This window comes from Microbacterium sp. LWH10-1.2, assembly GCF_038397765.1.
Classification (GTDB): domain Bacteria; phylum Actinomycetota; class Actinomycetes; order Actinomycetales; family Microbacteriaceae; genus Microbacterium; species Microbacterium natoriense.
Window position 1 is genome coordinate 2,811,204 of the sequence record NZ_CP151638.1, and the last position, 20,966, is coordinate 2,832,169.

General features: G+C 69.1%; 18 protein-coding genes and 1 tRNA gene. 7 read left to right on the top strand and 12 right to left on the bottom strand.

Annotation, left to right across the window (positions count from 1 at the left end; translation table 11 throughout):
- Positions 1-2 precede the first annotated feature (2 nt).
- Positions 3-2,105, top strand: coding sequence for a penicillin acylase family protein (locus tag MRBLWH10_RS13415; RefSeq protein ID WP_341940254.1), 2,103 nt, complete (start codon positions 3-5; stop codon positions 2,103-2,105).
- Positions 2,102-2,731, top strand: coding sequence for a GNAT family N-acetyltransferase (locus MRBLWH10_RS13420; RefSeq protein WP_341940255.1), 630 nt, complete (start codon positions 2,102-2,104; stop codon positions 2,729-2,731). The genes MRBLWH10_RS13415 and MRBLWH10_RS13420 overlap by 4 nt, the downstream gene beginning before the upstream one ends.
- Here the strand turns inward: MRBLWH10_RS13420 and MRBLWH10_RS13425 are convergent, their stop codons facing one another.
- The 3 genes from MRBLWH10_RS13425 to MRBLWH10_RS13435 form a co-directional block, all read right to left on the bottom strand.
- Entirely contained in the window at positions 2,732-4,129 is a 1,398-nt protein-coding gene (locus tag MRBLWH10_RS13425) for a hypothetical protein (protein ID WP_341940256.1), read from the bottom strand.
- The gene (locus tag MRBLWH10_RS13430) at positions 4,126-5,253 is read right to left on the bottom strand and encodes an SIR2 family protein (protein WP_341940257.1); all 1,128 of its coding nucleotides are present in this window, start codon (positions 5,251-5,253) and stop codon (positions 4,126-4,128) included. Before MRBLWH10_RS13430 ends, MRBLWH10_RS13425 begins: the two co-directional genes overlap by 4 nt.
- Before the next feature lie 133 nt (positions 5,254-5,386).
- Positions 5,387-6,250 carry an AraC family transcriptional regulator gene (locus MRBLWH10_RS13435; RefSeq protein WP_341940258.1) on the bottom strand — a complete coding sequence of 288 codons (864 nt, stop codon included), beginning with the start codon at positions 6,248-6,250 and terminating at the stop codon, positions 5,387-5,389.
- Positions 6,251-6,375: 125 nt separating this feature from the next.
- Here MRBLWH10_RS13435 and MRBLWH10_RS13440 point away from each other — a divergent pair, with 125 nt between their 5' ends.
- Complete coding sequence (locus tag MRBLWH10_RS13440; protein WP_341940259.1) at positions 6,376-7,311, top strand: NAD(P)-dependent oxidoreductase; 936 nt, start codon at positions 6,376-6,378, stop codon at positions 7,309-7,311.
- 209 nt (positions 7,312-7,520) lie between these two features.
- Positions 7,521-8,222, top strand: coding sequence for a hypothetical protein (locus tag MRBLWH10_RS13445; RefSeq protein ID WP_341940260.1), 702 nt, complete (start codon positions 7,521-7,523; stop codon positions 8,220-8,222).
- Positions 8,223-8,300: 78 nt separating this feature from the next.
- Here the strand turns inward: MRBLWH10_RS13445 and MRBLWH10_RS13450 are convergent, their stop codons facing one another.
- From MRBLWH10_RS13450 to MRBLWH10_RS13460, 3 genes are all read right to left on the bottom strand, one after another.
- Positions 8,301-8,438 (bottom strand): methionine/alanine import family NSS transporter small subunit, encoded by a 138-nt coding sequence (locus MRBLWH10_RS13450; RefSeq protein ID WP_105674817.1) that lies wholly within the window; start codon positions 8,436-8,438, stop codon positions 8,301-8,303.
- Positions 8,435-10,051 (bottom strand): sodium-dependent transporter, encoded by a 1,617-nt coding sequence (locus tag MRBLWH10_RS13455; RefSeq protein ID WP_341940261.1) that lies wholly within the window; start codon positions 10,049-10,051, stop codon positions 8,435-8,437. Before MRBLWH10_RS13455 ends, MRBLWH10_RS13450 begins: the two co-directional genes overlap by 4 nt.
- 77 nt (positions 10,052-10,128) lie before the next feature.
- A complete protein-coding gene (locus MRBLWH10_RS13460) occupies positions 10,129-10,731 on the bottom strand; it encodes a TetR/AcrR family transcriptional regulator C-terminal domain-containing protein (RefSeq protein WP_105674821.1) in 603 nt (200 codons plus the stop codon).
- A gap of 191 nt (positions 10,732-10,922) precedes the next feature.
- Between MRBLWH10_RS13460 and MRBLWH10_RS13465 the strand changes: the two genes are divergently transcribed.
- Genes MRBLWH10_RS13465 through MRBLWH10_RS13475 form a run of 3 tightly spaced genes read left to right on the top strand, consistent with a single transcriptional unit; the run spans position 10,923 to position 14,254 of the window.
- Positions 10,923-12,173 (top strand): MFS transporter, encoded by a 1,251-nt coding sequence (locus MRBLWH10_RS13465; protein WP_341940262.1) that lies wholly within the window; start codon positions 10,923-10,925, stop codon positions 12,171-12,173.
- Complete coding sequence (locus MRBLWH10_RS13470) at positions 12,170-13,798, top strand: amidohydrolase (RefSeq protein ID WP_341940263.1); 1,629 nt, start codon at positions 12,170-12,172, stop codon at positions 13,796-13,798. The genes MRBLWH10_RS13465 and MRBLWH10_RS13470 overlap by 4 nt, the downstream gene beginning before the upstream one ends.
- A gap of 60 nt (positions 13,799-13,858) precedes the next feature.
- Positions 13,859-14,254, top strand: a complete 396-nt coding sequence (locus tag MRBLWH10_RS13475) for a VOC family protein (RefSeq protein WP_341940264.1) — start codon at positions 13,859-13,861, stop codon at positions 14,252-14,254.
- Between the two features lie 9 nt (positions 14,255-14,263).
- On the opposite strand, the gene ppsA is transcribed toward MRBLWH10_RS13475, so the two are convergent.
- The 6 genes from ppsA to MRBLWH10_RS13505 all read right to left on the bottom strand — a co-directional run bounded on the left by ppsA (position 14,264) and on the right by MRBLWH10_RS13505 (position 20,827).
- Positions 14,264-16,639, bottom strand: coding sequence for a phosphoenolpyruvate synthase (gene ppsA / locus MRBLWH10_RS13480; protein WP_341940265.1), 2,376 nt, complete (start codon positions 16,637-16,639; stop codon positions 14,264-14,266).
- A gap of 107 nt (positions 16,640-16,746) precedes the next feature.
- Entirely contained in the window at positions 16,747-17,598 is an 852-nt protein-coding gene (locus tag MRBLWH10_RS13485; protein WP_341940266.1) for a pyruvate, water dikinase regulatory protein, read from the bottom strand.
- Positions 17,599-17,840: 242 nt separating this feature from the next.
- Positions 17,841-18,353 carry a GNAT family N-acetyltransferase gene (locus MRBLWH10_RS13490; protein ID WP_341940267.1) on the bottom strand — a complete coding sequence of 171 codons (513 nt, stop codon included), beginning with the start codon at positions 18,351-18,353 and terminating at the stop codon, positions 17,841-17,843.
- 161 nt (positions 18,354-18,514) lie between these two features.
- Positions 18,515-18,609, bottom strand: a tRNA-Ser gene (locus tag MRBLWH10_RS13495).
- Between the two features lie 269 nt (positions 18,610-18,878).
- Positions 18,879-19,745: an NAD(P)-dependent oxidoreductase gene (locus MRBLWH10_RS13500; RefSeq protein ID WP_341940268.1), complete on the bottom strand. Its 867-nt coding sequence runs from the start codon at positions 19,743-19,745 to the stop codon at positions 18,879-18,881.
- Positions 19,745-20,827, bottom strand: a complete 1,083-nt coding sequence (locus MRBLWH10_RS13505) for a LacI family DNA-binding transcriptional regulator (protein ID WP_341940269.1) — start codon at positions 20,825-20,827, stop codon at positions 19,745-19,747. Before MRBLWH10_RS13505 ends, MRBLWH10_RS13500 begins: the two co-directional genes overlap by 1 nt.
- Between the last annotated feature and the right edge of the window lie 139 nt (positions 20,828-20,966).

Genomic DNA, 20,966 nt, shown 5'->3' on the forward strand with positions numbered 1-20,966 from the left:
GGATGGCAGAGGTGTTCCGGGACGACCTCGGCATCCCGCACATCCGGGCGACGGACGTGCGGGATCTCGCCGAGGCGCAGGGTGAGGTCACCGCGCGCGACCGCGGCTGGCAGATCGAGATCGACCGGCTGCGAGCGGCGGGGCGTCTCTCCGAGCTCATCGGGGAGGCGGGCGTCGTGTGGGACGTCTTCGCCCGACGAGCGCGGCTCGACGAGACCGCGCGGCGCGCGTTCGACGCACTCGGGGAGGCGGATCGCGCCTTCGTGAGCGCCTACGCCGGGGGCGTGCGCCGAGGGATGGATGCCGCAGGCTCCCGCGCGGCGGAGTTCCGCGTGCTCGACGAGACGTTCGGAGACACCCGGCCGCTCACCGCCTGGGACGACCATGATCCGCTCGGCGTGCTGCACGTCGCGCACGCGCTGTTCTCGACGTTCCCGCACGTGCTGTGGCGCGAGCGGGTCGCGCTGGCGCTCGGCGACGAGTGGGTCGACCTCTTCGCCGGCGACTCCGGTGAGGAGACGACCCCGACGGCGGGCAGCAACGCCTGGGCGCTGCACGGATCGCGCACCGCCAGCGGGATGCCGCTGCTCGCGGGTGACCCGCACCGGATCTTCGAGCTCCCCGGCGTGTATCAGCAGGTCAGGCTCGCGTGCGACGAGTTCGACGTGATCGGGCTCGCCTTCCCCGGCGTGCCCGGCGTGCCGCATTTCGGTCACACCGGCGACGCCGCCTGGGGCATCACGAACGCGATCGCGCACAGCGTGGACGTGTTCGAGGAGCGTCTGCGGACCGTGCAGGGCGGGTACGAGGCGCTCGGACCCCACGGGTGGGAGCCCGTCGAGGTGCTCAGGTCGCTGATCGCGGTGCGCGGAGGCGGCACGATCGAGGTCGAGTCGCTGGAGACGTCTCGCGGCTGCATCGTCACCGATCCGCATCCGCACGACGGCGGGCTGCGGGCCTGGAGCATCCGGCATCCCGCGCGGACGAACGCCGATCTCGGGGCCGGAGCACTCCTGCCGCTGCTGCGGGCGCGCAGGGCTCAGGACGTGATCTCTGCCTTCGACCACTGGATCGATCCCGTCAATCGCGTGCTCGCCGCCGACCGCGGAGGCGACGTGCTGTCGGCCACGGTCGGGACGGTCCCCCGACGGGAGAGGGACGAACGCCGACGCGCGCACTCCGCCGCCTCCGTCGCTCCCGCCCCCGACCGCGACAGGGTCGGCGCCGTCGTCGTGCGCGATGTCGCCGTCGACGCGAACGAGCGCCCGTCCGCCGCGGCGATCGATCTCGGCTGGGCGTACCCGTCGTCTCATCGGGCGTCGCGCATCGCCCGTCTTCTCGCCGACCTCGCCCCGCGCACCCCCGCGGACTTCGAGCCGATCTGGGGCGACACCGCATCGGGGTCGACGGCGCCGCTGCGCGCTCTGCTCCCCTCTCCCGACGCCTCGCTCTCCCCCGCGGCCGTGCGAGTCCGCGACCTCATCACGGCATGGGACGGACGTATGGATGCCGGCTCCGAGGCGGCCGGCGCCTTCGGCGCCTGGCGCGACGCGCTCGTGCAGGAGACGGCCGCGCATCCGACGCTGGCGCCGCTGCGGGAGCCGCACCCCTTCGGCGCGGTCTTCGACCCGTGGATGGGCGTCGAAGGACAGGTCGCCGCGGTGCTCCCCCGGCTGCTCCAGCATCCGGCCCTGCGCGACGACGCCCCCGCTCTGGTGCGGCGGGCTCTGGAGAGGGCGGCGGACGCCGGCTCCTGGGGATCGACGCACCGGATGCTGCCGACGCACGTCCTCGCGGATGTCCCCCGAGCCACGGCCCCGGTCGCGGGTCTCGACGTCGAGCTGTCCGGAGACGGGGATGCCGTGCGCTGCACCGGATCGACCCCCGGGCTCACCGACCGCGCCTGGCGGGGCTCCGTCGCCCGGTGGGCATGGGACCTCGCCGACCGCGAGCAGAGCCTGTGGAGCGTGCCGTTCGGCGCCGCGGGCGCCCCCGACTCCCCGCACTTCTCCGACCAGCTCCGCGACTGGGCCGCCGTCCACCCCACGAGGGTCGTCACCGACTGGGCGGCGCTGCACGCCGACACCCCGACAGGAGCATCATGACCGTCATCCGCACCTCCCGCCTGGCGAGCGGTCCGGCGGGCGCCGTCGTGCACACGACGGACTCGCCCGCTCTCGGGCGCTTGGAGTTCACGGTGCTCGATCCGGTGGCCGAGCTCGACCTGCTGCACGACTGGGTCAGCCGCCCCGCCTCGCGCTTCTGGGGGCTCTCCGAACTTCCGCGAGAGGAGCTGCGCGACCTCTACCTCTTCGTCGACGGACTGCCGAGCCACCACGCGTTCCTCGTGCGCCGCGACGGGCTTCCGATCGTGCTCCTGCAGACGTACGAGCCCGAGAACGATCCGCTCGGCGAGGTCTACGACGCCCTCCCCGGAGACGCCGGCCTCCACTTCCTGCTCGGCGACCGCGGCGCGCCCGTCGCGAGGTTCACCTCGCTCGTCGCCGACGCGATGGCGGAATTCCTGTTCGCCGGCCCCGACGTCGACCGCCTCGTGATCGAGCCCGACGTGCGCAACGAGCGCGCCGTCGCACGGGCGGTGAAGTCCGGCTTCGAGCTCGGCCCGCGCGTCGACCTGCCGACCAAGACCGGACAGCTCGCCTTCCTCACCCGCGAGCGCTGGGAAAGGAAACGGGCCGGATCACAGACCTTCGAAACGCTCGACCGCTGATCAGCGAGCGGTGAACCGCACCCAGAGGACGAGCACGACGGCGACCGACAAGCCCACCACGACAGTCACCCAGGTCACGATACGAGCGGCGCGCACCCACCCTCCACCGCGCTGAGGCGCATCCGAGAACGCCGCCCGGCGAAGCTGCGCGTCCGCGACCATCGCCAGCAAGTACCCCAGGGGTACAAGCACCGCGAGCAATGCGGCCGCGATGGCCATACCATTGCGGCGTTCGCACGGCCGATTCACGTTCACGACACCCTGACGGATGGCCTTCTTCAGAGCTCCGACCGCTATCCATCGGAGAAGCCCGATCGACTCGGATTCGCCGCGATCCCGCAGGGACGATGCCGCGAGCAGTCCTGGCGCGACGACGAGGGAGAGCATGAGGAGCCCGCCCAGCGCCGATGACGCGGACGGCGTTCCGTCGTCGATCACCAGCTGAAGCGCCTGCAGGACGTAGAGCACGAGAAGCATCGCGAACACAGTCGCCGCCGCGAACAATGTGACACGGTCGCGCTCCATGGCGAGCACGAAAAGCGAGGTGGCAAAGACCATCATCAGGACGGCCACGACAAGGGCCGCGACGGCGAGAGGGGCGACCACCGCGGGGGTCGGCAGCTCGCCCAGGAGCATGTAGCGCAGCGATGCGGCAGAGACTCCCACTGCGAGGGGCACCAAGACGAGCCCTGCCACACTCATCGCGATCCGTTTCGCCGAAGGCCGCACCATCAGAGACATCGCCGTGCGTAGTCCGCTCCCCAGGACCCGGCGCTTCTTCTGGGCCCACGCGACCTTCTGCGCACGCTGCGAGAAGATCGGGTCGGCGGCGGCGCTGGCATCCGCGGCCACCACTGCGACGATCAGTCCTCCGGCGAGGGGCGCGAGCACCCCGAGAAGATGAAGAGGCTCCTGGACAACGAACGGCCAGGAGACGTAGAGTCCGAGGCCGAGTGAAACGGGCACCATCAGCTCGGCGAACTGCGAAAGGAACAACCTCCGGCCCACGGTACGGGCCTCGTGCGCGACGCCGTTCTGTCGTGGAGGATCCCCTGCCGATGCGGCCCACACGCGCGCGTCCTCTGCACGCACCGCTAGCTGCAGGGCGATAGCGACCGCGGCGAGCAGACTGAATCCGCCGACCGCGAGCTCCGCGGAGACGGGCAAGAGGACCGGCGTCTGCCCCTGCGAGTCGGGCGCCATCGACGTCAGAACCCCCAGGCTCGCGGCGAGCACCCCCAGGATCACGACGGTGATCGCGGCTGTGGTGAGTTTCGTCCTGACGCCCGCGACGTACTCGTCATACCCCGCGACGATGTCTCGCGGGGAGAGTGCGTCCGGTGTTGGTGTTGGTGTTGGTGTTGGTGGGACGCTGCGCCGCCGGTGCCACCAGTTCATTCGTCTCCTCCGGTGAACCACGACCACGACGAACGCGCCTCCAGACCGTACGCACCGCGCTTGTCGATATGCAGCCACGCATGAGTGCTCGACGGCTCCACCCCCAGCGCGCGGCTGATCTCCTGACGGCTCGGCGAGTCTCCGTGCGTCACGACGAGCATCCGCGGCGGCTCCTCATAGGCGGCCAGCGACTCCTGCATCCGCAGATTCACCGATTCATCCCTGAACGAGTAACCGACCACCAGCCAGCTGTCGGCCTCGTCGAGCGCATCCGAGAAGAGGTCATACGCCAAGCCAAAGGGGTGCCGTCGCACCTGTTCGGGCTTCTCCTGCGGATTCGCGAGGACGACGAGCGGTCTCGCGGTCGTCTCCCCCGATCGGATCGCGCGCCAGGGCGAGGCGGCTTCAAGTTCGGGCAAGGAGACCTTTACAGAGGTGTCTCCGTCGGACCAGTAAGTGAGGGACCCGTGAAGATGCAGCAGCCTCACCCGCTGGTACTTCGGGAAGTCGGCGCGTCTACGTCGAAGTCGGTTTGCCGGATGCTCGCTCAGTCCGAGCACCACTGTCGTCTCCTTTCGCCCGTCTCCGAGATCTGAGAACTCCTTCGGGCACACCTTCATGAGAGCCGCGAGCAAGAGAGTGTCGTAGTTGAGGTTCCCGATGGAGATCCGCCCGTCGAAGTCATGGATGAGCGCTGACATGAGCCGTCGCATCGGAGCCGCCCGCTCCTGCGAGGCATGGGATCGTTCGGCGATGACCTCGAGAACGTGGGCGATTCCGCCGTCGCGCACACGCTGCGCGAACCTGGCGACGGCGTCGATGGCGTCTCGCAGGTCCTCGTCGGCGGGTTCGCGCAGAGCTGCGAGCGAATCGAGAAGGCCCAGAGTACGCGATTCGAACCCGAACGCCCCGACCAGCAACTCGAAATCGTGATCGCTGCTCGCGCCGTCGGGAAGAGCCCACTCCGCGACCTTCTTCATCGCCTCAACGACCTGGCCTCCGTCCTCGGACTCGATACGACGCAGGACCTCCTCTGTGATGCTCGTGAGGTTGAGGCTGGGTTCGAACGCTATCGACATGCCGTTTCCGACGAGTGCCGCGACGTTCCGTTCTGATGCTGACATGCTGATCCCCCCGGACAGGTCAATTCCGCCGATTGTCGCGCGTCAGCAGGAAAGCAACGCAGAGAAGCGCCGCAAGCGGTCCAAATCCCGTTTCGGATCCATCAAGTCTGATGGTGCGTGCCGTCGACCGCCGTCACTCCGGTTCGACGGCCAGCCACAGCTCGCAGGTGGCGTGCGTCCCGGTGAACTCCAGGTAGCGGACGATCGAGGGGCCGGGACGCAGCCGCCAGGGATTGGACGGGAACCACTCGGTCGCGGTCGCCGCCCACAGGCTCTGCAGGGTGTCGGGGAACGGACCGGTCGCCGAGAAGACGGCCCAGGCTCCGCTCTCGACGCGCACGACGTCGAGGCCGTCCGGCACGGCGGTGGTCGGCGCCAGGGACACTCCGTGCAGGTAGGTCAGCGTCGTCCCCTCGGGGGCGTCCGGCTCGATGTCGCCGGTCACCGCGAGGATGCCGGAGGGCTCGGCGTCGTTCAGCCCCTTGAGCCGCACGTGCTCCTCGGGTGCGATGGCGGCGATGTGCTGTTGGATGTGCGGGTTGACGCCCTCGTGGATGAGCGGCACGCGGGCGGCGTGGCCGACGAGTACGAGTTCGGGCAGGGTGATGACGGTGACGTCCATGGGGACGCTCCCTTCTACGCTCAGGCGGAACCGGAGCATGGGTTGTGTGCGGAGAGGACCCCCGTCTCGTCGCGCCTCCGCCGGGCCGATGCCGTGCACGGCGCGGAACGCCCGGCCGAACGCCTCGACCGAGCCGTAGCCGTGTCGAACCGCGACGTCCAGGACGTTCGGCGCCCCGCCGACGAGTTCCGCGGCGGCGATTGTCATACGACGGCGCCGGACGTACTCCGACAGGGGCATTCCGGCGAGCGCCGAGAACATCCGGCGCAGGTGGTACTCGGTGGTTCCCTGCGCGCGGGCGAACCCGGCGACGTCGACCTCGGCCGCGGCATCCCGCTCCACGAGATCGACCAGTGCGTTGAGTGCTCCGATCATGGGGTCCTCCTTTCCTGTCCAGCATCCCTTCCGGCGGCGGGCTCGCACCCGATCGTTCCGGTCCGATCCGATCATGCCCGCACCGGGCCCCGTGCGCGATGTGCTTTCCTGGTGAGGGAGGCGCCATGAAGATCCTTGTCCCGAACACCATCGAGCTGCAGCTCGGATCCGATGCGGAGGTCGTGGTCTACGACGTGTCCGCGGACATCCCCGCAGAGCACAGGGATGCCGAGGTGCTGGTCACCTGGCAGAACCCGGGGCGCCAGCTCGACCACGCCGTGCGGGATCTGCCGGAGCTGCGGCTCGTGCAGACGCTGGCTGCGGGGCCGGATGCCGTACTCGCCGCCGGATTCGCCGCGGACGTGCGGATCTGCTCCGGGCGCTCCCTGCACGACGGCCCCGTCGCCGAGCACGCTCTCGCGCTGATCCTCGGGGCGGTGCGCCGACTCGACCTGCTCCACGACGCGCAGCGCCAACGGCGGTGGGACGCGGACTTCATCTCCGCCCAGAGCGCCGCGGAGACCCGCTCCGCGTACACCCTCGCCGGATCCCGCGTGACGATCTGGGGCTTCGGCTCGATCGCCGCACGACTCGCCCCCATGCTCGGCCTGCTCGGCGCCGACGTGCGCGGCATCGCCCGCAGCTCCGGCGTCCGGTCCGGGTTCGAGGTGCGCGCGGAGGCGGACGCCGCCGAGGTGCTGGCCGAGACCGACGTCCTCGTCTCCCTCGTCCCCGCCTCTCCCGAGACCGCCGACCTCTTCGACGCCGCGGTGTTCGGGATGCTGCGGCCGGGGGCCGTGTTCGTGAACGTCGGCCGCGGCGCCACCGTCGACGAGGGCGCCCTGATCGACGCGCTGGCGACGGGTCGGCTCCGCACCGCCGCGATCGACGTGATGAAGACCGAGCCCCTCGACGCGGAGTCCCCGCTGTGGACGACGCCGAACCTCGTGATCACCCCGCACGTCGCAGGCAACAGGCCCGTCGGCGCGAGCGCGCTCATCGACGAGAACGTCGCACGGCTCATCGCGGGCGAGGAGCTGAGGAACCAGGTCCGCCCCTGACGGGTGCGTCCGCTACAGCTCGACGGGCGGGGCATCGAACCTCGCTCTCCGCGACCTCGGGGTGGCGGGCGAGGTTCACAGGCAGCGAGTCGTTCTCCACCGTGAGGTCGATCGTGACGGCCGGAGAGCTCGGCACCGAGGTGGGTGGCGACGACATGTGGGAGCTGATCGCCCGAGGGCTTCGTCTCCCGGGACAGATGGATACTAGGGTGGCAGCCATGCGTTGCGCGTGGGCGGTCGTGGCCGCCGGACTGGTGCTGGTGACGACCGGATGTGCTGCGCAGGCGGCTCCCGAAGGCGATGAGCTGTACCGCGACGGAGAGCAGCGTTATCTCGCGATGGCGAACACCATGCACACCGTCCTGATGGGTGTGCACGAGGGTGTGTGGGACGTGCCGATCGGGGGCTACGGAGCCTTCCCGATCGCGTGCGATCTCGGCCTTGCCGACGATGGCTACCGTTTCGCGTACCGACGTTCCGTGGCGTTGCCTGACGTCGACGGACAGGCCCTCAGCGACGTGGCCGTCAAGGCGTTCGCGGATGCCGGGTTGGAGCCGGAGGCGGCCGTCTACGGCGAGGGAGACCGCGCCGAGTGGAACGTCATCGCCGAGGACGACGCGGTGGGCCGAGCCGTCTTGACCATTCGGCCGGCAGAGGGCACGGTGACGGCATCGGCCGACACCCCGTGCACGCCGGGAGAGTCTGATGCTCTCTCGGCGATGGTCGGCGATGACGAGAACCGTGGGGACGACGTCCTGACGTGGCGTTCGATCCCGGCGACAGAAGGTGTGGACTCGGTGCCGCAGTTCTACTTCCCCGCCGGCGGGCCGGTGTACTTCAACGAGGACGAGAGTCTGGTCGAGCCGCAGCCCGTGGTGACGGATCCGCCGAAGGCGCCCTACGGGAGCTGAGGCGGATCACCGCCCTCGTCGGCGTCGAGGCCGAGTGCCTTGCTGAGGAACCAGGTCAGCCCCTGACGGGCGCGTCCGCTACAGCTCGACGGGCGGGGCCTCCGGCTCGCTCTCCGCGACCTCGGGGTGGCGGGCGAGGTTCACGATCGCGGCGATGAGGCCGCCCCAGACCGTGACCATGGCGATGATCATCATGACGACGGCTGCGGCGCTCATGCGACCGCTCCCCTCTGCTCGGGCTGCGCGTGCGCGGCGGTCTCCTGATCGGGGTCGTAGTGCTCGGCCGCGAGGAACTCGTCGTAGTCGGGGTCGTCCTTCGCGTGCGAGCGCCGACCCCACGGCAGCAGGGCGAGACCGAAGGCGAGCACCACCAGCGCGATCACCATGCCCCACCCGAAGATGCCGAGGAACCACGCGGGGTACCCGCTGTAGGGGTTCGCGATCTTGTCGATCAGCCCCGTGACGAAGAGGTATCCGAGCACGACCGGTGCGAGCACGCCGACGAGCAGCATCCACACCCGTCCGACGGGGAAGCTCGACCGCCGGTTCAGGTGATCCTTGAGCGCGGGGAGCCTGTGCAGCATCCAGGCGACGACGATCACGGCGACGAGGGCCACCGCCATGATCCCGAAGGCGTTGACGAAGGCATCCGTCGTGTCCAGGACCGAGAGCGCGGTCGTCGTCGAGAAGAGGGCCATCGAGATGACCGCCAGCGGGATCGACACGGTGAGCGTCGTGCGGATGCGGCTCCACCCCAGCTTGTCCTGCAGGGCGGCGACGATCACCTCCAGGATCGAGATCAGCGACGTCACCCCCGCGAACACGAGCGCCCCGAAGAACAGCACGCCGATGATCGATCCGCCGGCCGCCTGCGACACGATCGTGGGGAACGCGATGAACGCCAGTCCGATGCCCGACGAGGCGACACCGGAGACGTCGGTGCCCTGTGCCTGGGCCATGAAGCCGAGCGCCGCGAACACGCCGATGCCGGCGAGGATCTCGAAGCCCGAGTTCGCGAAGGCGACCACCAGCCCCGACCCGGTGAGGTCGGTCTTGCGCTTCAGATAGGACGAGTAGGTCACCATGATGCCGAACGCCACGGAGAGCGAGAAGAAGATGTGCCCGTACGCCGAGGCCCACACCGCGGGATCGGCGAGCGCCTCCCAGTCGGGAGTGAAGAACGCGTTCAACCCGTCGAGGGCGCCGGGCAGGAAGAGCGATTGCACCACGAGCACCGCGAACATCACGGTCAGCAGCGGCATGAGGATCATGTTCGCGCGCCCGATGCCCTTCTTGACGCCGAGGCACATGATCACGATCACGGCCAGCCAGACCACGACGAGAGGAAGGCCGACCTGCGGCACGAACTCTGTGGAGACGCCCGTCTTCGCGACGTCCGCCGACTGCAGGAAATCGGAGAAGAAGAAGTCGTTCTCGTTGCCCGGGCCCCAGGTGAGCTGCGCGGAGAACCACGTGTACATCGCCGACCACGCGATGATGACGGCGTAGTAGACGGAGATCACGACGCAGATCAGGACCTGCCACCAGCCGAGCGTCTCGGCGGAGCGGTGCAGGCGCCGGAAGGCGAGCGGTGCCGACCCGCGGAAGCGGTGACCGATCGCGTAGTCGAAGAACAGCAGGGGGATGCCGGCGGTCAGCAGGGCGCACAGATAGGGGATGAGGAACGCGCCTCCGCCGCCCTCGTACGCGACGTAGGGGAAGCGCCAGATGTTGCCGAGGCCGACGGCCGATCCGATCGCGGAGAGGATGAAGACGTTCCGCGAGCCGAACGCCTCGCGCTTGTGGGTCTGCGTCGCTGCGGTGGGCATGCGGGCGAGACTACCCGAGATGAGGGACGGATGCCGGGGGGCGAGCCGCGACCTCGACGAACCGGTGCGGCTCGGGTTCAGGCGGCCAGCCGCGCGCGCAGTGAGTCGAGCAGCACCGAGACGCCGAGCTCGAAGGTGCGGTCGGAGCGGGCCTCGCCGCGCTCTGCTCCGTCGAGGAGACGCCCGAGGGTGCGGGTCTCCCCCTCCGGCTGCCAGATGTCATCCGGGGAGGCGAGGTCGAGTCCGAAGCCGATGGCGAAGGCGTCGATGAGGGCAATGATCGCGAGGATCTCGTCTTCGGGGAATCCTCCGTCGACGAGCACCGTCGCGAGCTCGTCGTAGGCGGCGATCACCGAGGGGTGGGTGATCGTCTTGCCGATGAGCAGGGGCACGAGCTGCGGGTGGTCGGCGTACATGCGGCGCTGTGTGCGGAGCACGTCGACCAGATAGTCGTCCCATGCGTCGCCTGACGGCTCGACCCGGTATCCGATGATGAGGCGCCCGCGCATGAGCTCGACGATGCCGTCCATGCCGTCGACGTGGTTGTAGAGCGACGACGGCCGCACGCCGAGGCTCCGGGCTATGGCGTTGACACCGAACGGCTCTCCCGCGCGCGAGAGGGCGAGTCCGGCGTCGCCGATGATCTCGGCCGACAGCAGCGGCGTGGTCGGTCTCGGCATGGTTCCTCTTTCCCAGGAGATCGTCACGTGCTCGCAACACAGGGTCTTCCCTGCGACATCTCCTCTGTGCATAATAATGAACACCATTCGTTTACGAACACCATTCGTTTATGCGTGGCATGCTCCACCCGCGCATCCCACCTCATCCGACACCCGCGTACACCGCCGTGCGCCCGCCCTTGGAGTCCTCCATGACCGTTCCCGATCTCCGCACCCGAGTCCCCCTCCGCCTCCCGACCGCCACCGCCACCTTCGCCATCGGCATCGCCGGCTACCTCGGCGTCAACCTCTCCCCGTACATGATCACCGCGGCGCAGACCGCCCTCGGCATCGACGTGCTCGCGGCCAGCTGGCTCGTGACGGCGACCCTGCTGCTCACCGCCGTCTCCGGGCTCTCGATCGCACCGCTGTGCGCCGGCATCCACCGCCGCACGGTCGCGCGCACCGGCCTCGCCCTCGCCGTCCTCGGTTTCGGCGCGGCGGCGTTCCTGCCCGGCCTCGTGCTTCCGGGGCTCCTCGTCGGCGGCATCGGCGCCGGCGGCGCGGTCGCCGCATCCGGTGCGGCGCTGGCCGCGTTCCGCAACCCCGACCGCGTCGCCGGGTTCAACGGCCTCGCCAACCGCGGTGTCATCACCGTCGTGCTCGCCGTCATCCCGCTGATCGGCCTCGCCCCCATCGACGTGTTCGGCGCTCTGGCGCTGTTCAGCCTGATCGGCCTGCTCGTGTCGGCGTGGCTGCCGGCGGCGCCCGTCATCGCACCGCAGGCCGCGGCGGCCGTGGCGGAGGCCATGCCGATCGACATCCCCGAGACCGGCGCGGTCAGGGTGTCTCCGGCGCGGTCTCGCCTCGTGACGATCGCGGGCTTCGGCCTGCTCGTGACGTTCGCGCTCTGGGCCGCCAGCGAGGACTCGCTGTGGGCCATGGCCGGAGTCATGGGCGCAGACCAGACCGGCCTCACCCCCGAGGGGCTCGGCATCGCCCTCAGCGGCGCGACCGCCGGAGGACTCCTCGGCTCCCTGCTGCTCATGATCGTCGGTGACAAGCTCGGCCGGGCCGTGCCGCTCGTGATCCTGCTCGTCCTCGGCGGGGCGCTGAAGATCGTCGAGGGCTTCACCACCGATCCGACGGCGTTCATCGTCGTCTTCATCGCCTGGAACACCGTGTACGCGGTCGCGTTCATGTACTTCGTCTCGACGTCTGCCGCCCTCGACGCCGACGGCCGCTGGTCCGGGCCGCTCCTCGCCGTCTATCTCGTCGGCTCCGCCCTGACCCCGGTGATCGGCGCCGCGCTGGTCAGCGTGCTCGGCTACGAGGGCTTCGCGATCGCGCTCGGCATCGCGAGCTTCATCCTCGCCGTTCCCGCCGGGGCGATCGCCCTGTTGTCCACGCGCCTCGAGCGCACCGCCACCACCGTCGTCGCCCACGAGGAGATCCCCGCATGACCCGCACTGAGCGACCAGAGGGAGTAGAAGTGACCCGCACGCTGTACCGCAACGCCCGCTTCTTCACCGCCGCCGACGCGCAGTGGGCCGACGCCGTCGTCGTGGAGGACGGCACGTTCGTCTTCGTGGGCGCGGAGGCGGATGCTCCGGCATCCGATGCGGTCGTCGACCTCGACGGCCGGGCGGTGGTGCCCGGATTCACCGACGCGCACACCCACCTGCTCATGATGGGCAGCGCGCTCGGACAGGTCGGCCTCACCGACGCGCGCACGCTCGAGGAGATCCAGGAGCGCCTGCGGGCCGCCCGCGCTCAGGCGGACGGCGAGCTGTACGGTCGCGGCTGGCTGTTCGACGCGATCGAGGGCGGCCAGCCGACCGCCGCGATGATCGACGCCGCCGTCTCCGACATCCCCGTCTTCCTCGACGCCAACGACTACCACTCGTGCTGGGTGAACAGCGCCGCGCTGGCGAGGCTCGGCATCACGCGCGACACCCCCGACCCCATCGGCGGGCGCATCGAGAGGGATGCCGCCGGCGACGCCACAGGGATGCTGTACGAGACCGCGGCCCAGCAGTTCGCCTGGACGCACCGCGACGCCACGACCACCGACGCGCAGCGCGACGCCGACGTCGAGCGGGTCGTCGCCGCTTATCTGGAGTCCGGCGTCACCGGAGCCGTCGACATGGCGTTCGATGAGCTCGATCTCGCCGCACTCGGCCGCACGGCCGCGCGAGGGGCCCTACCGCTGCGGATCGACGCGCACTGGTTCGTCGCCAACACGGGAGACGACGCCGCGAACCTCGCCCAGGTCGCACGGGCGGCCGAGCTCGCCGCCGCGCCGCAGGCCGGGGTGCGGGTGCGGGGCATCAAGCTCGTGCTCGACGGCACGATCGACGCGTGCACGGCCGCCATGAAGAACCCCTACGCCGACGGGTCGAACGCCGACGCGATCTGGCCGGCCGAGCGACTGTTCCCCGTCGTCGCGGCGGCGGATGCGGCCGGCCTGCAGATCGCGATGCACGCGATCGGCGACGCCGCGAGCACGCTCGCACTCGACGCGATCGAGCACGCCGTCGCGCAGAACGGAGACCGCCCCCGGCGTCATCGCATCGAGCACCTGGAGTACGCAGCCCCCGGCACAGCCGAACGCATGGCGAGGCTCGGAGTGACCGCGTCGATGCAACCGGTGCACGCCGACCCCGCGATCTTCGCGAACTGGGCCGCCCAGCTCGGCGATGAACGGGTCGACCGCGCGTTCGCCTGGCCCGAGTACGAGGATGCCGGTGCGCTCCTCGCCTTCTCGACGGATGCGCCCACCGCGCCGCACGAGGCCCTCGCGAACATGTACGTCGCGGCGACCAGGGCGTCGGCGCTGGACCCGTCGGCGCCCGCGGTGCATCCGCAGTTCGCGCTGCCCCTGGAGCGGGCGATCGCGCACGCGACCCGGGATGCCGCGGCATCCGTCGGCGACGGCGCCTGGCGCGGAACGATCACCGTCGGGCAGGCCGCCGACTTCGCGGTGCTCGACGTCGATCCGTTCGCCGATGGGGCGGCCTCGCTGCTCGAGGCTCACGTCGTGCTCACCGTGATCGCCGGCGTGGAGGAGTACTCCGCGGCGGAGTGATCGGCGATGCCCGTCGGCCGGCCTCTGGACAGGCCGCGCCGACGGGCGCATGCTGAACGCATGACCGCCTTCCAGACCACGCACGCGTTCAGCGGGTTCAGCGTCGACGACATCGACGCGGCCCGCTCCTTCTACGGCGAGACCCTGGGACTCGACGTGTCGACGAACGCCATGGGGTTCCTCGACATCCGTCTGCCCCAGGGCGGCTCGATCCTCGTGTACGCCAAGCCGAACCACACGCCCGCGAGCTTCACGATCCTCAACTTCCCGGTCGACGACGTCGAGTCCGCAGTCGACGAGCTCAACGCCCGCGGTGTCGTGACGAAGATCTACGTCGACCCCGACTTCGGCACCGACGCGAAGGGCATCGCGCACGGCGGCCCCGGCCGCGGACCCGACATCGCGTGGTTCACCGACCCCGCAGGGAACGTGCTCTCGGTGCTCGCCGCGAGCTGAGCCCCGCGCCTACGCGTTCAGCCTCGCGAGCCGCAGCCAGGTCTCGACCACGGTGTCGGGGTTGAGAGACATCGACTCGATCCCCTCGCCGACGAGCCAGTCGGCGAGGTCGGGGTGGTCGCTCGGACCCTGCCCGCAGATGCCGACGTACTTGCCCGCCCTGCGGCACGCCTCGATCGCCATCGACAGCATCTTCAGCACCGCGGGGTCGCGCTCGTCGAAGGTCGCGGCGACGAGCCCGGAGTCGCGGTCGAGGCCGAGCGTGAGCTGGGTCATGTCGTTCGAGCCGATCGAGAAGCCGTCGAAGTACTCGAGGAACTCGTTGGCGAGCACGGCGTTCGACGGCAGCTCGCACATCATGATGACGCGCAGTCCGTTCTCGCCGCGGCGCAGGCCGTTCTCGGCGAGCAGCTCGGTGACGGCGGCCGCCTCGCCCAGCGTGCGCACGAAGGGCACCATGATCTCGACGTTCGTGAGCCCCATCTCGTCGCGCACGAATCGCAGCGCCTCGCACTCCATGTCGAAGCACTCGCGGAAGTCCGCCGAGATGTAGCGGGATGCGCCGCGGTAGCCGATCATCGGGTTCTCCTCGTGCGGCTCGTAGATCTCGCCGCCGATGAGGTTCGCGTACTCGTTGGACTTGAAGTCGCTCAGTCGCACGATCACGGGTTCGGGTGCGAAGGCCGCGGCGAGCATCGAGACGCCCTCCGCGACGCGCTTCACGAAGTAGTCCCGCGGAGAGTCGTAGGCGGCGATGCGCTCGGCGATGTCGGCCTTCAGCTCGGCGGGGAGCGTGTCGTGATCGAGCAGCGCCCGAGGGTGGATGCCGATCTGCCGGTTGATCACGAACTCGAGACGGGCCAGCCCCACGCCCTTGTTGGGCAGCTTCGAGAAGGCGAAGGCCTGATCCGGGGTGCCGACGTTGAGCATGATCTTGACGGGGCTCGCGGGCATCTCGTCGAGGTGCGTGACGACCTCCTCGAAACCGAGGATGCCGGAGTAGACGAAGCCCTCGTCCCCCTCGGCGCAGGAGACGGTGACCTCCTGCCCGTCGCGCAGCGCGGAGGTGGCGTCCCCCGTGCCGACGACGGCGGGGATGCCGAGCTCGCGCGCGATGATCGCCGCGTGACAGGTGCGGCCGCCGCGGTTGGTGACGATCGCGGAGGCGCGCTTCATGATCGGCTCCCAGTCGGGATCGGTCATGTCGGCGACGAGGACGTCGCCGGGGCGGAACTCGTCCATCTGATCCAGCGAGGTCATCACCCGCACGGGACCCGCACCGATCTTCTGCCCGATGGCGCGCCCCACCGTGATCGCCGTGCCGGGGGCGTCGAGCACGAAGCGCCGCGTCACGTTGCCGTCGGTGCGGCTCACGACCGTCTCCGGCCGTGCCTGCAGGATGTAGAGCTTTCCGTCGATGCCGTCCTTGCCCCATTCGATGTCCATCGGGCGGCCGTAGTGCTCCTCGATGACGAGCGCCTGGCGCCCGAGCTCCTCGACCTCGGCATCCGTGATGCTGAACCGCGCGCGCTCCGCGACCGGCACGTCGGTGAACACGGTGCTCGCGCCCACCTGGGTCGCATCGGCGTAGACCATCTTCACGGCCTTCTCCCCCACCGACCGCTTCAGGATCGCCGGGCGCCCGTCGCGCAGGGCCGGCTTGTAGGCGTAGAACTCGTCGGGGTTCACCGCGCCCTGCACGACGGCCTCGCCGAGCCCGTACGCGCTGGTGATGAACACGGCCCGGTCGAAGCCCGACTCGGTGTCGACGGTGAAGAGCACGCCGGATGCGCCCACGTCGCTTCGCACCATCCGCTGGATGCCGGCGGACAGCGCCACGTCGTGGTGGTCGAATCCGTGGTGCACCCGGTACGCGATCGCGCGGTCGTTGTAGAGGGAGGCGAAGACGCTGCGGATGGCGGCGAGGATGTTGTCGATGCCGCTGATGTTGAGGAACGTCTCCTGCTGACCGGCGAACGACGCGTCGGGGAGATCCTCCGCGGTGGCGCTGGAGCGCACAGCCCAAGAGACGGAGTCGGGCTGCGGGTCGGACGCCACGAGGGTCGCGTACGCCTCGCGGATGTCGGATTCGAACGCCTCGGGGAGCGGCTGGCTCTCGATCCACTCGCGCACGTTCGCGCCGACGCGCGCGAGCTCGGCGACATCGTCCACGTCGAGGGACTCGACCGTCGAGCGGATGCGGTCGTAGAGCCCGTCCGCCGCGAGGAAGTCCCGGTAGGCATCGGCGGTGGTCGCGAAGCCGCCGGGGACGCTCACGCCCGCGCCCGACAGGTTCGAGACCATCTCGCCCAGCGAGGCGTTCTTGCCGCCGACCTGGGCGACGTCGTTCATGCCGATCTGCGTGAACCAGAGGATGGTGGTCATGGTGTTCTTCTTTCGGGTCGGAACCTGGTCGTTGAGCGAGCGATGGTCGTTGAGCGAGCGAAGCGAGACGAAACGCAGAGACGAAACGCAGAGACGAGACGAGCTGTTCAGCTCCGCAGCCGCATGGACTGCATGATCACGGCGGACATCTCCTCCACGGACTTCGTGGAGGAGTTCAGGAAGGGCACGCGGTTGCGGCGGTAGAGATCCTCGGCCCGGCGGATCTCGAGCGTGCACTGGGCGAGGCTCGAGTACGTGCTGTCCGGGCGGCGCTCATGCCGGACCTGGCTGAGCCGGAGGGGCGTCGTGGTGAGGCCGAAGCACTTCGATGCGTACTTCGCGACCGTGCGCGGAAGACCGTCTGCGGGGTAGTCGTCGTCGGTCAGCGGATAGTTCGCGACGAGGAGCCCGTACTGCAGTGCCAGGTACATCGTCGTGGGCGTCTTGCCGCAGCGTGACGGCGCGATGATGATGACGTCGGCGATGTCGAGGGCGCGCATGCTCTGTCCGTCGTCGTGCTCGATGGCGTACTCGACGGCGCGCATCCTGGCGAAGTAGCGCTCCATGTCGCCCACCCCGTGGAACTGGCCGAGCTGCTCGGATGCCGTGCTCCCGAGGCTCGTCTCCAGCTCGCGCAGGTGCCCGCCGAGGAGGTCGATCATCACTCCGCCCGCATCGGCGAGCGCGGCGAGGATCTGCGCGGACTTCACCGTGGTGAAGATGATCGGCTCCTCGCCGTCTCCGCGCTTCGCCCTGATGTCGGCGGCGACGTTGTCCGCGCCGACGACGGTGTCGACGAACGGCACGGTGTGGCGCCGAAAGGTCACCGCGGGGAAGTTCGCCAGCAGCGCGTTTCCCAGCGTCTCCGCGGTGATGCCCGTGCTGTCCGACACGAAGTACGCGTCGCGGGAAGAGGTGCCGTCGCCGTGCAGCGCAAGACCGGGCCGCGGAGTGGTCATCGGGCGCACCTCACTGTGATCGGATCGGGATGCCACAACCGTATGAAAGAAGTGCACCCCACGATCACCGATCCGCGAGTTAAGAACAGCAGAAATTGCCACTACGGCATGCGCCGCTCCGCCCGCGCCACTCGCACGCTCCGCAGCCCGCCACAGACGCCGGGCGTGCGGACGTGCGCGCCGACGTCACTCCGCGAATCCGATGCAGGATGCCTGCGGCATCCGCCACCCGCGCCGTCCGCTCAGGGAACGAGCGGTTCCAGGGTCTTCGCGAGCTGGTGGTCGGCGTAGGGCGACGAGGAGAAGCGCTCGACGGTCTCGTACCCGAGCCGACGATAGAGGCGATGCGCTTCGGCGAGGTCGTCGCGCACCGTCAGTCGCAGCGTGCGGATGCCGCGACGCGCGCTGATCGACTCGATCTCGGCGAGCAGCGCCCGTCCGACGCCGCGTCCTCGTGCGGTGCCGTCGACGAACACCCGCGTGAGTTCCCCGACTCCCTGCTCGATCACCCTCATGCCACCGCAGCCGACCGCGCGGCCCCCGTCTCGGGCGACGAGCAGGAACCCCTCGTCGCCGCAGAGGTCGTCGCTCGGTTCGTCGAGCATCGCCGCCGTCACCTCAGCGGCGGTCGCCGGCCGCCCCCAGTACCGGCCGACGATGTCGATGAAGAACCGCTCCAGAATCGCGCGCCCGTCCGGAGACCGAGGATCCACGAGAGCCAGGGTCAGCGGCGCATCCGAGTATCCAGAAGTCATGATGGTCCTCTCGGCGATCAACGCCTGCCCGGCCGCGTGCCGTGCACAACTCTCGCTCGCTCCTGTCGCACGCCCCGGAGCAGGGATCCACACGCGCGGATCATCGGAGCGAGAACGTCGACAGCGTCTCGAAAGACGGGCTCTGACCAGGGAATCTACTGCGGAGACGAGGGGATTTGAACCCCTGGTCCCCGTGAGGGGACTCCACCTTAGCAGGGTGGCGCTCCCTCCATGGCCGGCTTCTCGCCCGTCTGCCCGCTTGGCCCCGGATCGCCATGGGAACCGCACAACAATGCGGATCTACAACCGTTCAACATTGGCTCTCGTGGTTCTCGTCACACTCGCATTGCGCTCTGAGATCGCTGTGCTCGGGACGCTCCGGACACTTTTCGGACACTCGTCGAGGCAGAGCATCACACGCGCACCGTCGCGGAGCGGCTCTTCGGGGCCATGTCCCGAAATGAGCTCACGATCGTCGATGCCAGGCTCGAACATCCGATATGCAACGCTCCAGCTACTCCGCCCTCAGTTCTGTCGGCGCGTGATCTCAGCCATCGCCGACCAGTCCAGCTGCGAAAGTTCGCCGTCCTCAAGAGTCTGCTCGAAAATGTCGGCGAGGACATCCGCCGTGGGAAGGGCAGCCCGATATTCCTGTGCGGCAGACTGCGCCAGAGTGAGATCTTTGAGACCCAGTGCGGCGGAGAATCCGACTGGCCTGTAGCCGCGCTCGGCGATCATCTTGCCGTATCCGGTGTACGCAGTGCCCGTGTAGGCTGCGTCGGTCAGGATCTCTACGAAGACTGAACCGTCCACACCGCCCCGCTCGACGAGGTTGAGGGATTCGGCCAGGGCCTGCAAGGTATGGATGAGGTTGTAGTTGACCCCGATCTTGACAAGATTCGCTCGCTCGGGTTCCTCTCCGAGCCGCCAGGTCCGCTTCCCAAGCACAGAAAGGAATTCCTCGGCGCGATTCAGGGCGTCCGACGGCCCAGCCGCGACGATGTTGAGCCCGCCGCTCGCAGCGAGGTGGGGGCGTCCGAGTACAGGGGCAGCGACGTACGCCACGCCGGCCTCGCGGTGCCGCACGACCAACTCCCGCACGGTGGCGAGGCTCAACGTGGACATGTTGACGTGCACCGCACCGGACGCAGACCGAAGCGCATCGGGGGTGAAGACGGCACTGGCCGCGGCGTCGTTGGCGAGCATGGAGATGGCCACACCCGCACGGAGGGCTTCTGCCGGAGAATCCACCGATCGAGCGCCGGCCGCGACTAGCGGCTCTGCCGCTGCACTCGACCTGTTCCACACGAGCACGGTGTGGCCAGCATCGATGAGGCGGCTCGCCATCGCCGCCCCCATGGTGCCGAGACCGATGAATCCTACGGTGGTCATTAGTTCATCCGTTCGTTGTTAGCAGTGTGATCTGGGCCGGGAGAGCACGTGGAGCGGCGCTCGATGAACTCAGGGTCGAGTGTGAGTCGGGATTGTGCAGGTCTCACCCCTTCCAGGAGATCGAAAGCGAGGCGAGCGCTTCGTCGCCCGAGTTCGAAACCGGGAAGACGCACTGTCGTCAGCGGCGGATCGATGTGATCGATGAGCGGTGCATCATTGAATCCGACCACGGAGATGTCTTCGGGACACCGCAGGTCGATTGCGCGGATCGCGTCGATCACCCCGACTGCCATCAGGTCGTTATGCGCGAAGATGGCCGTCGGTCGCTCTTCCGGGCGCCTTTGCAGAAGCGCATGTGCGAGCCGCCGCCCCTCGTCGACGGTGCTTTCCGTGGCGCGCACGCCGGTCGAGACGTCGACGACATCGGGATGTTCTTCAACGGCAGCGGTGAAACCCCGCTCCCGGTCGATGAACGACGAGATCTGAGACGTTCCGGGAATCTGCGCGAGACGGCGGTGGCCCAACGCGATCAGATGCTCCGCCGCGAGGCGAGCACCCGCGAAGTCATCCGGAAGCGCTTCCAGGTGGTGGGTGGGGCTGTCGGGCTCGGCAGAGCCGAACCCTCGCACAGCGAGAACGACGGGTACCTGACGCTCGAGGTCGGCGACGAAGTCCCCATCATCAACCTGGGCGGCGCTCAAGATGATGCAGTCCACCTGATTGCGGAGCAGCCGGGTCACGACGCTGCGCAGCGTCTCCGGGTCGTCATGAGTCTCGACGACGAGCGGGGTGTAGGTACCCCCGCGCGACTCGAACTCGATCCCGCGCAGCAGCGAGACCACGAATGAGTTTCCCAGGTCTGCGACGACGACGCCGACCGTTCCCGTGCGCCCCGTGCGCAGGCTCTGCGCAACCGCGTTCGTCCTATAACCGAGCTTTTCGGCGATGGCGCGAACCCGCTCCTTCGTCGCCTCGCTCACGAGGTGCGACTGATCGACGCTCAGCGCACGAGATGCTGTCGCGACGTGGACTCCAGCCTCATGTGCGACGTCTTTCAGATTGGGAGTTCGCGAATCTGCCATGCTCGCACTGTAACGTCGATTCATGCGCTCGTTGGGGACCGACGATGCGGCGCCGCTGGGACGATCGACCCCGACTGGGGTGCGGAGCGGCCTTCCGCGTACGTCGCGCCGCATCGGACCTGCTCGTCTGCTCGGCCTC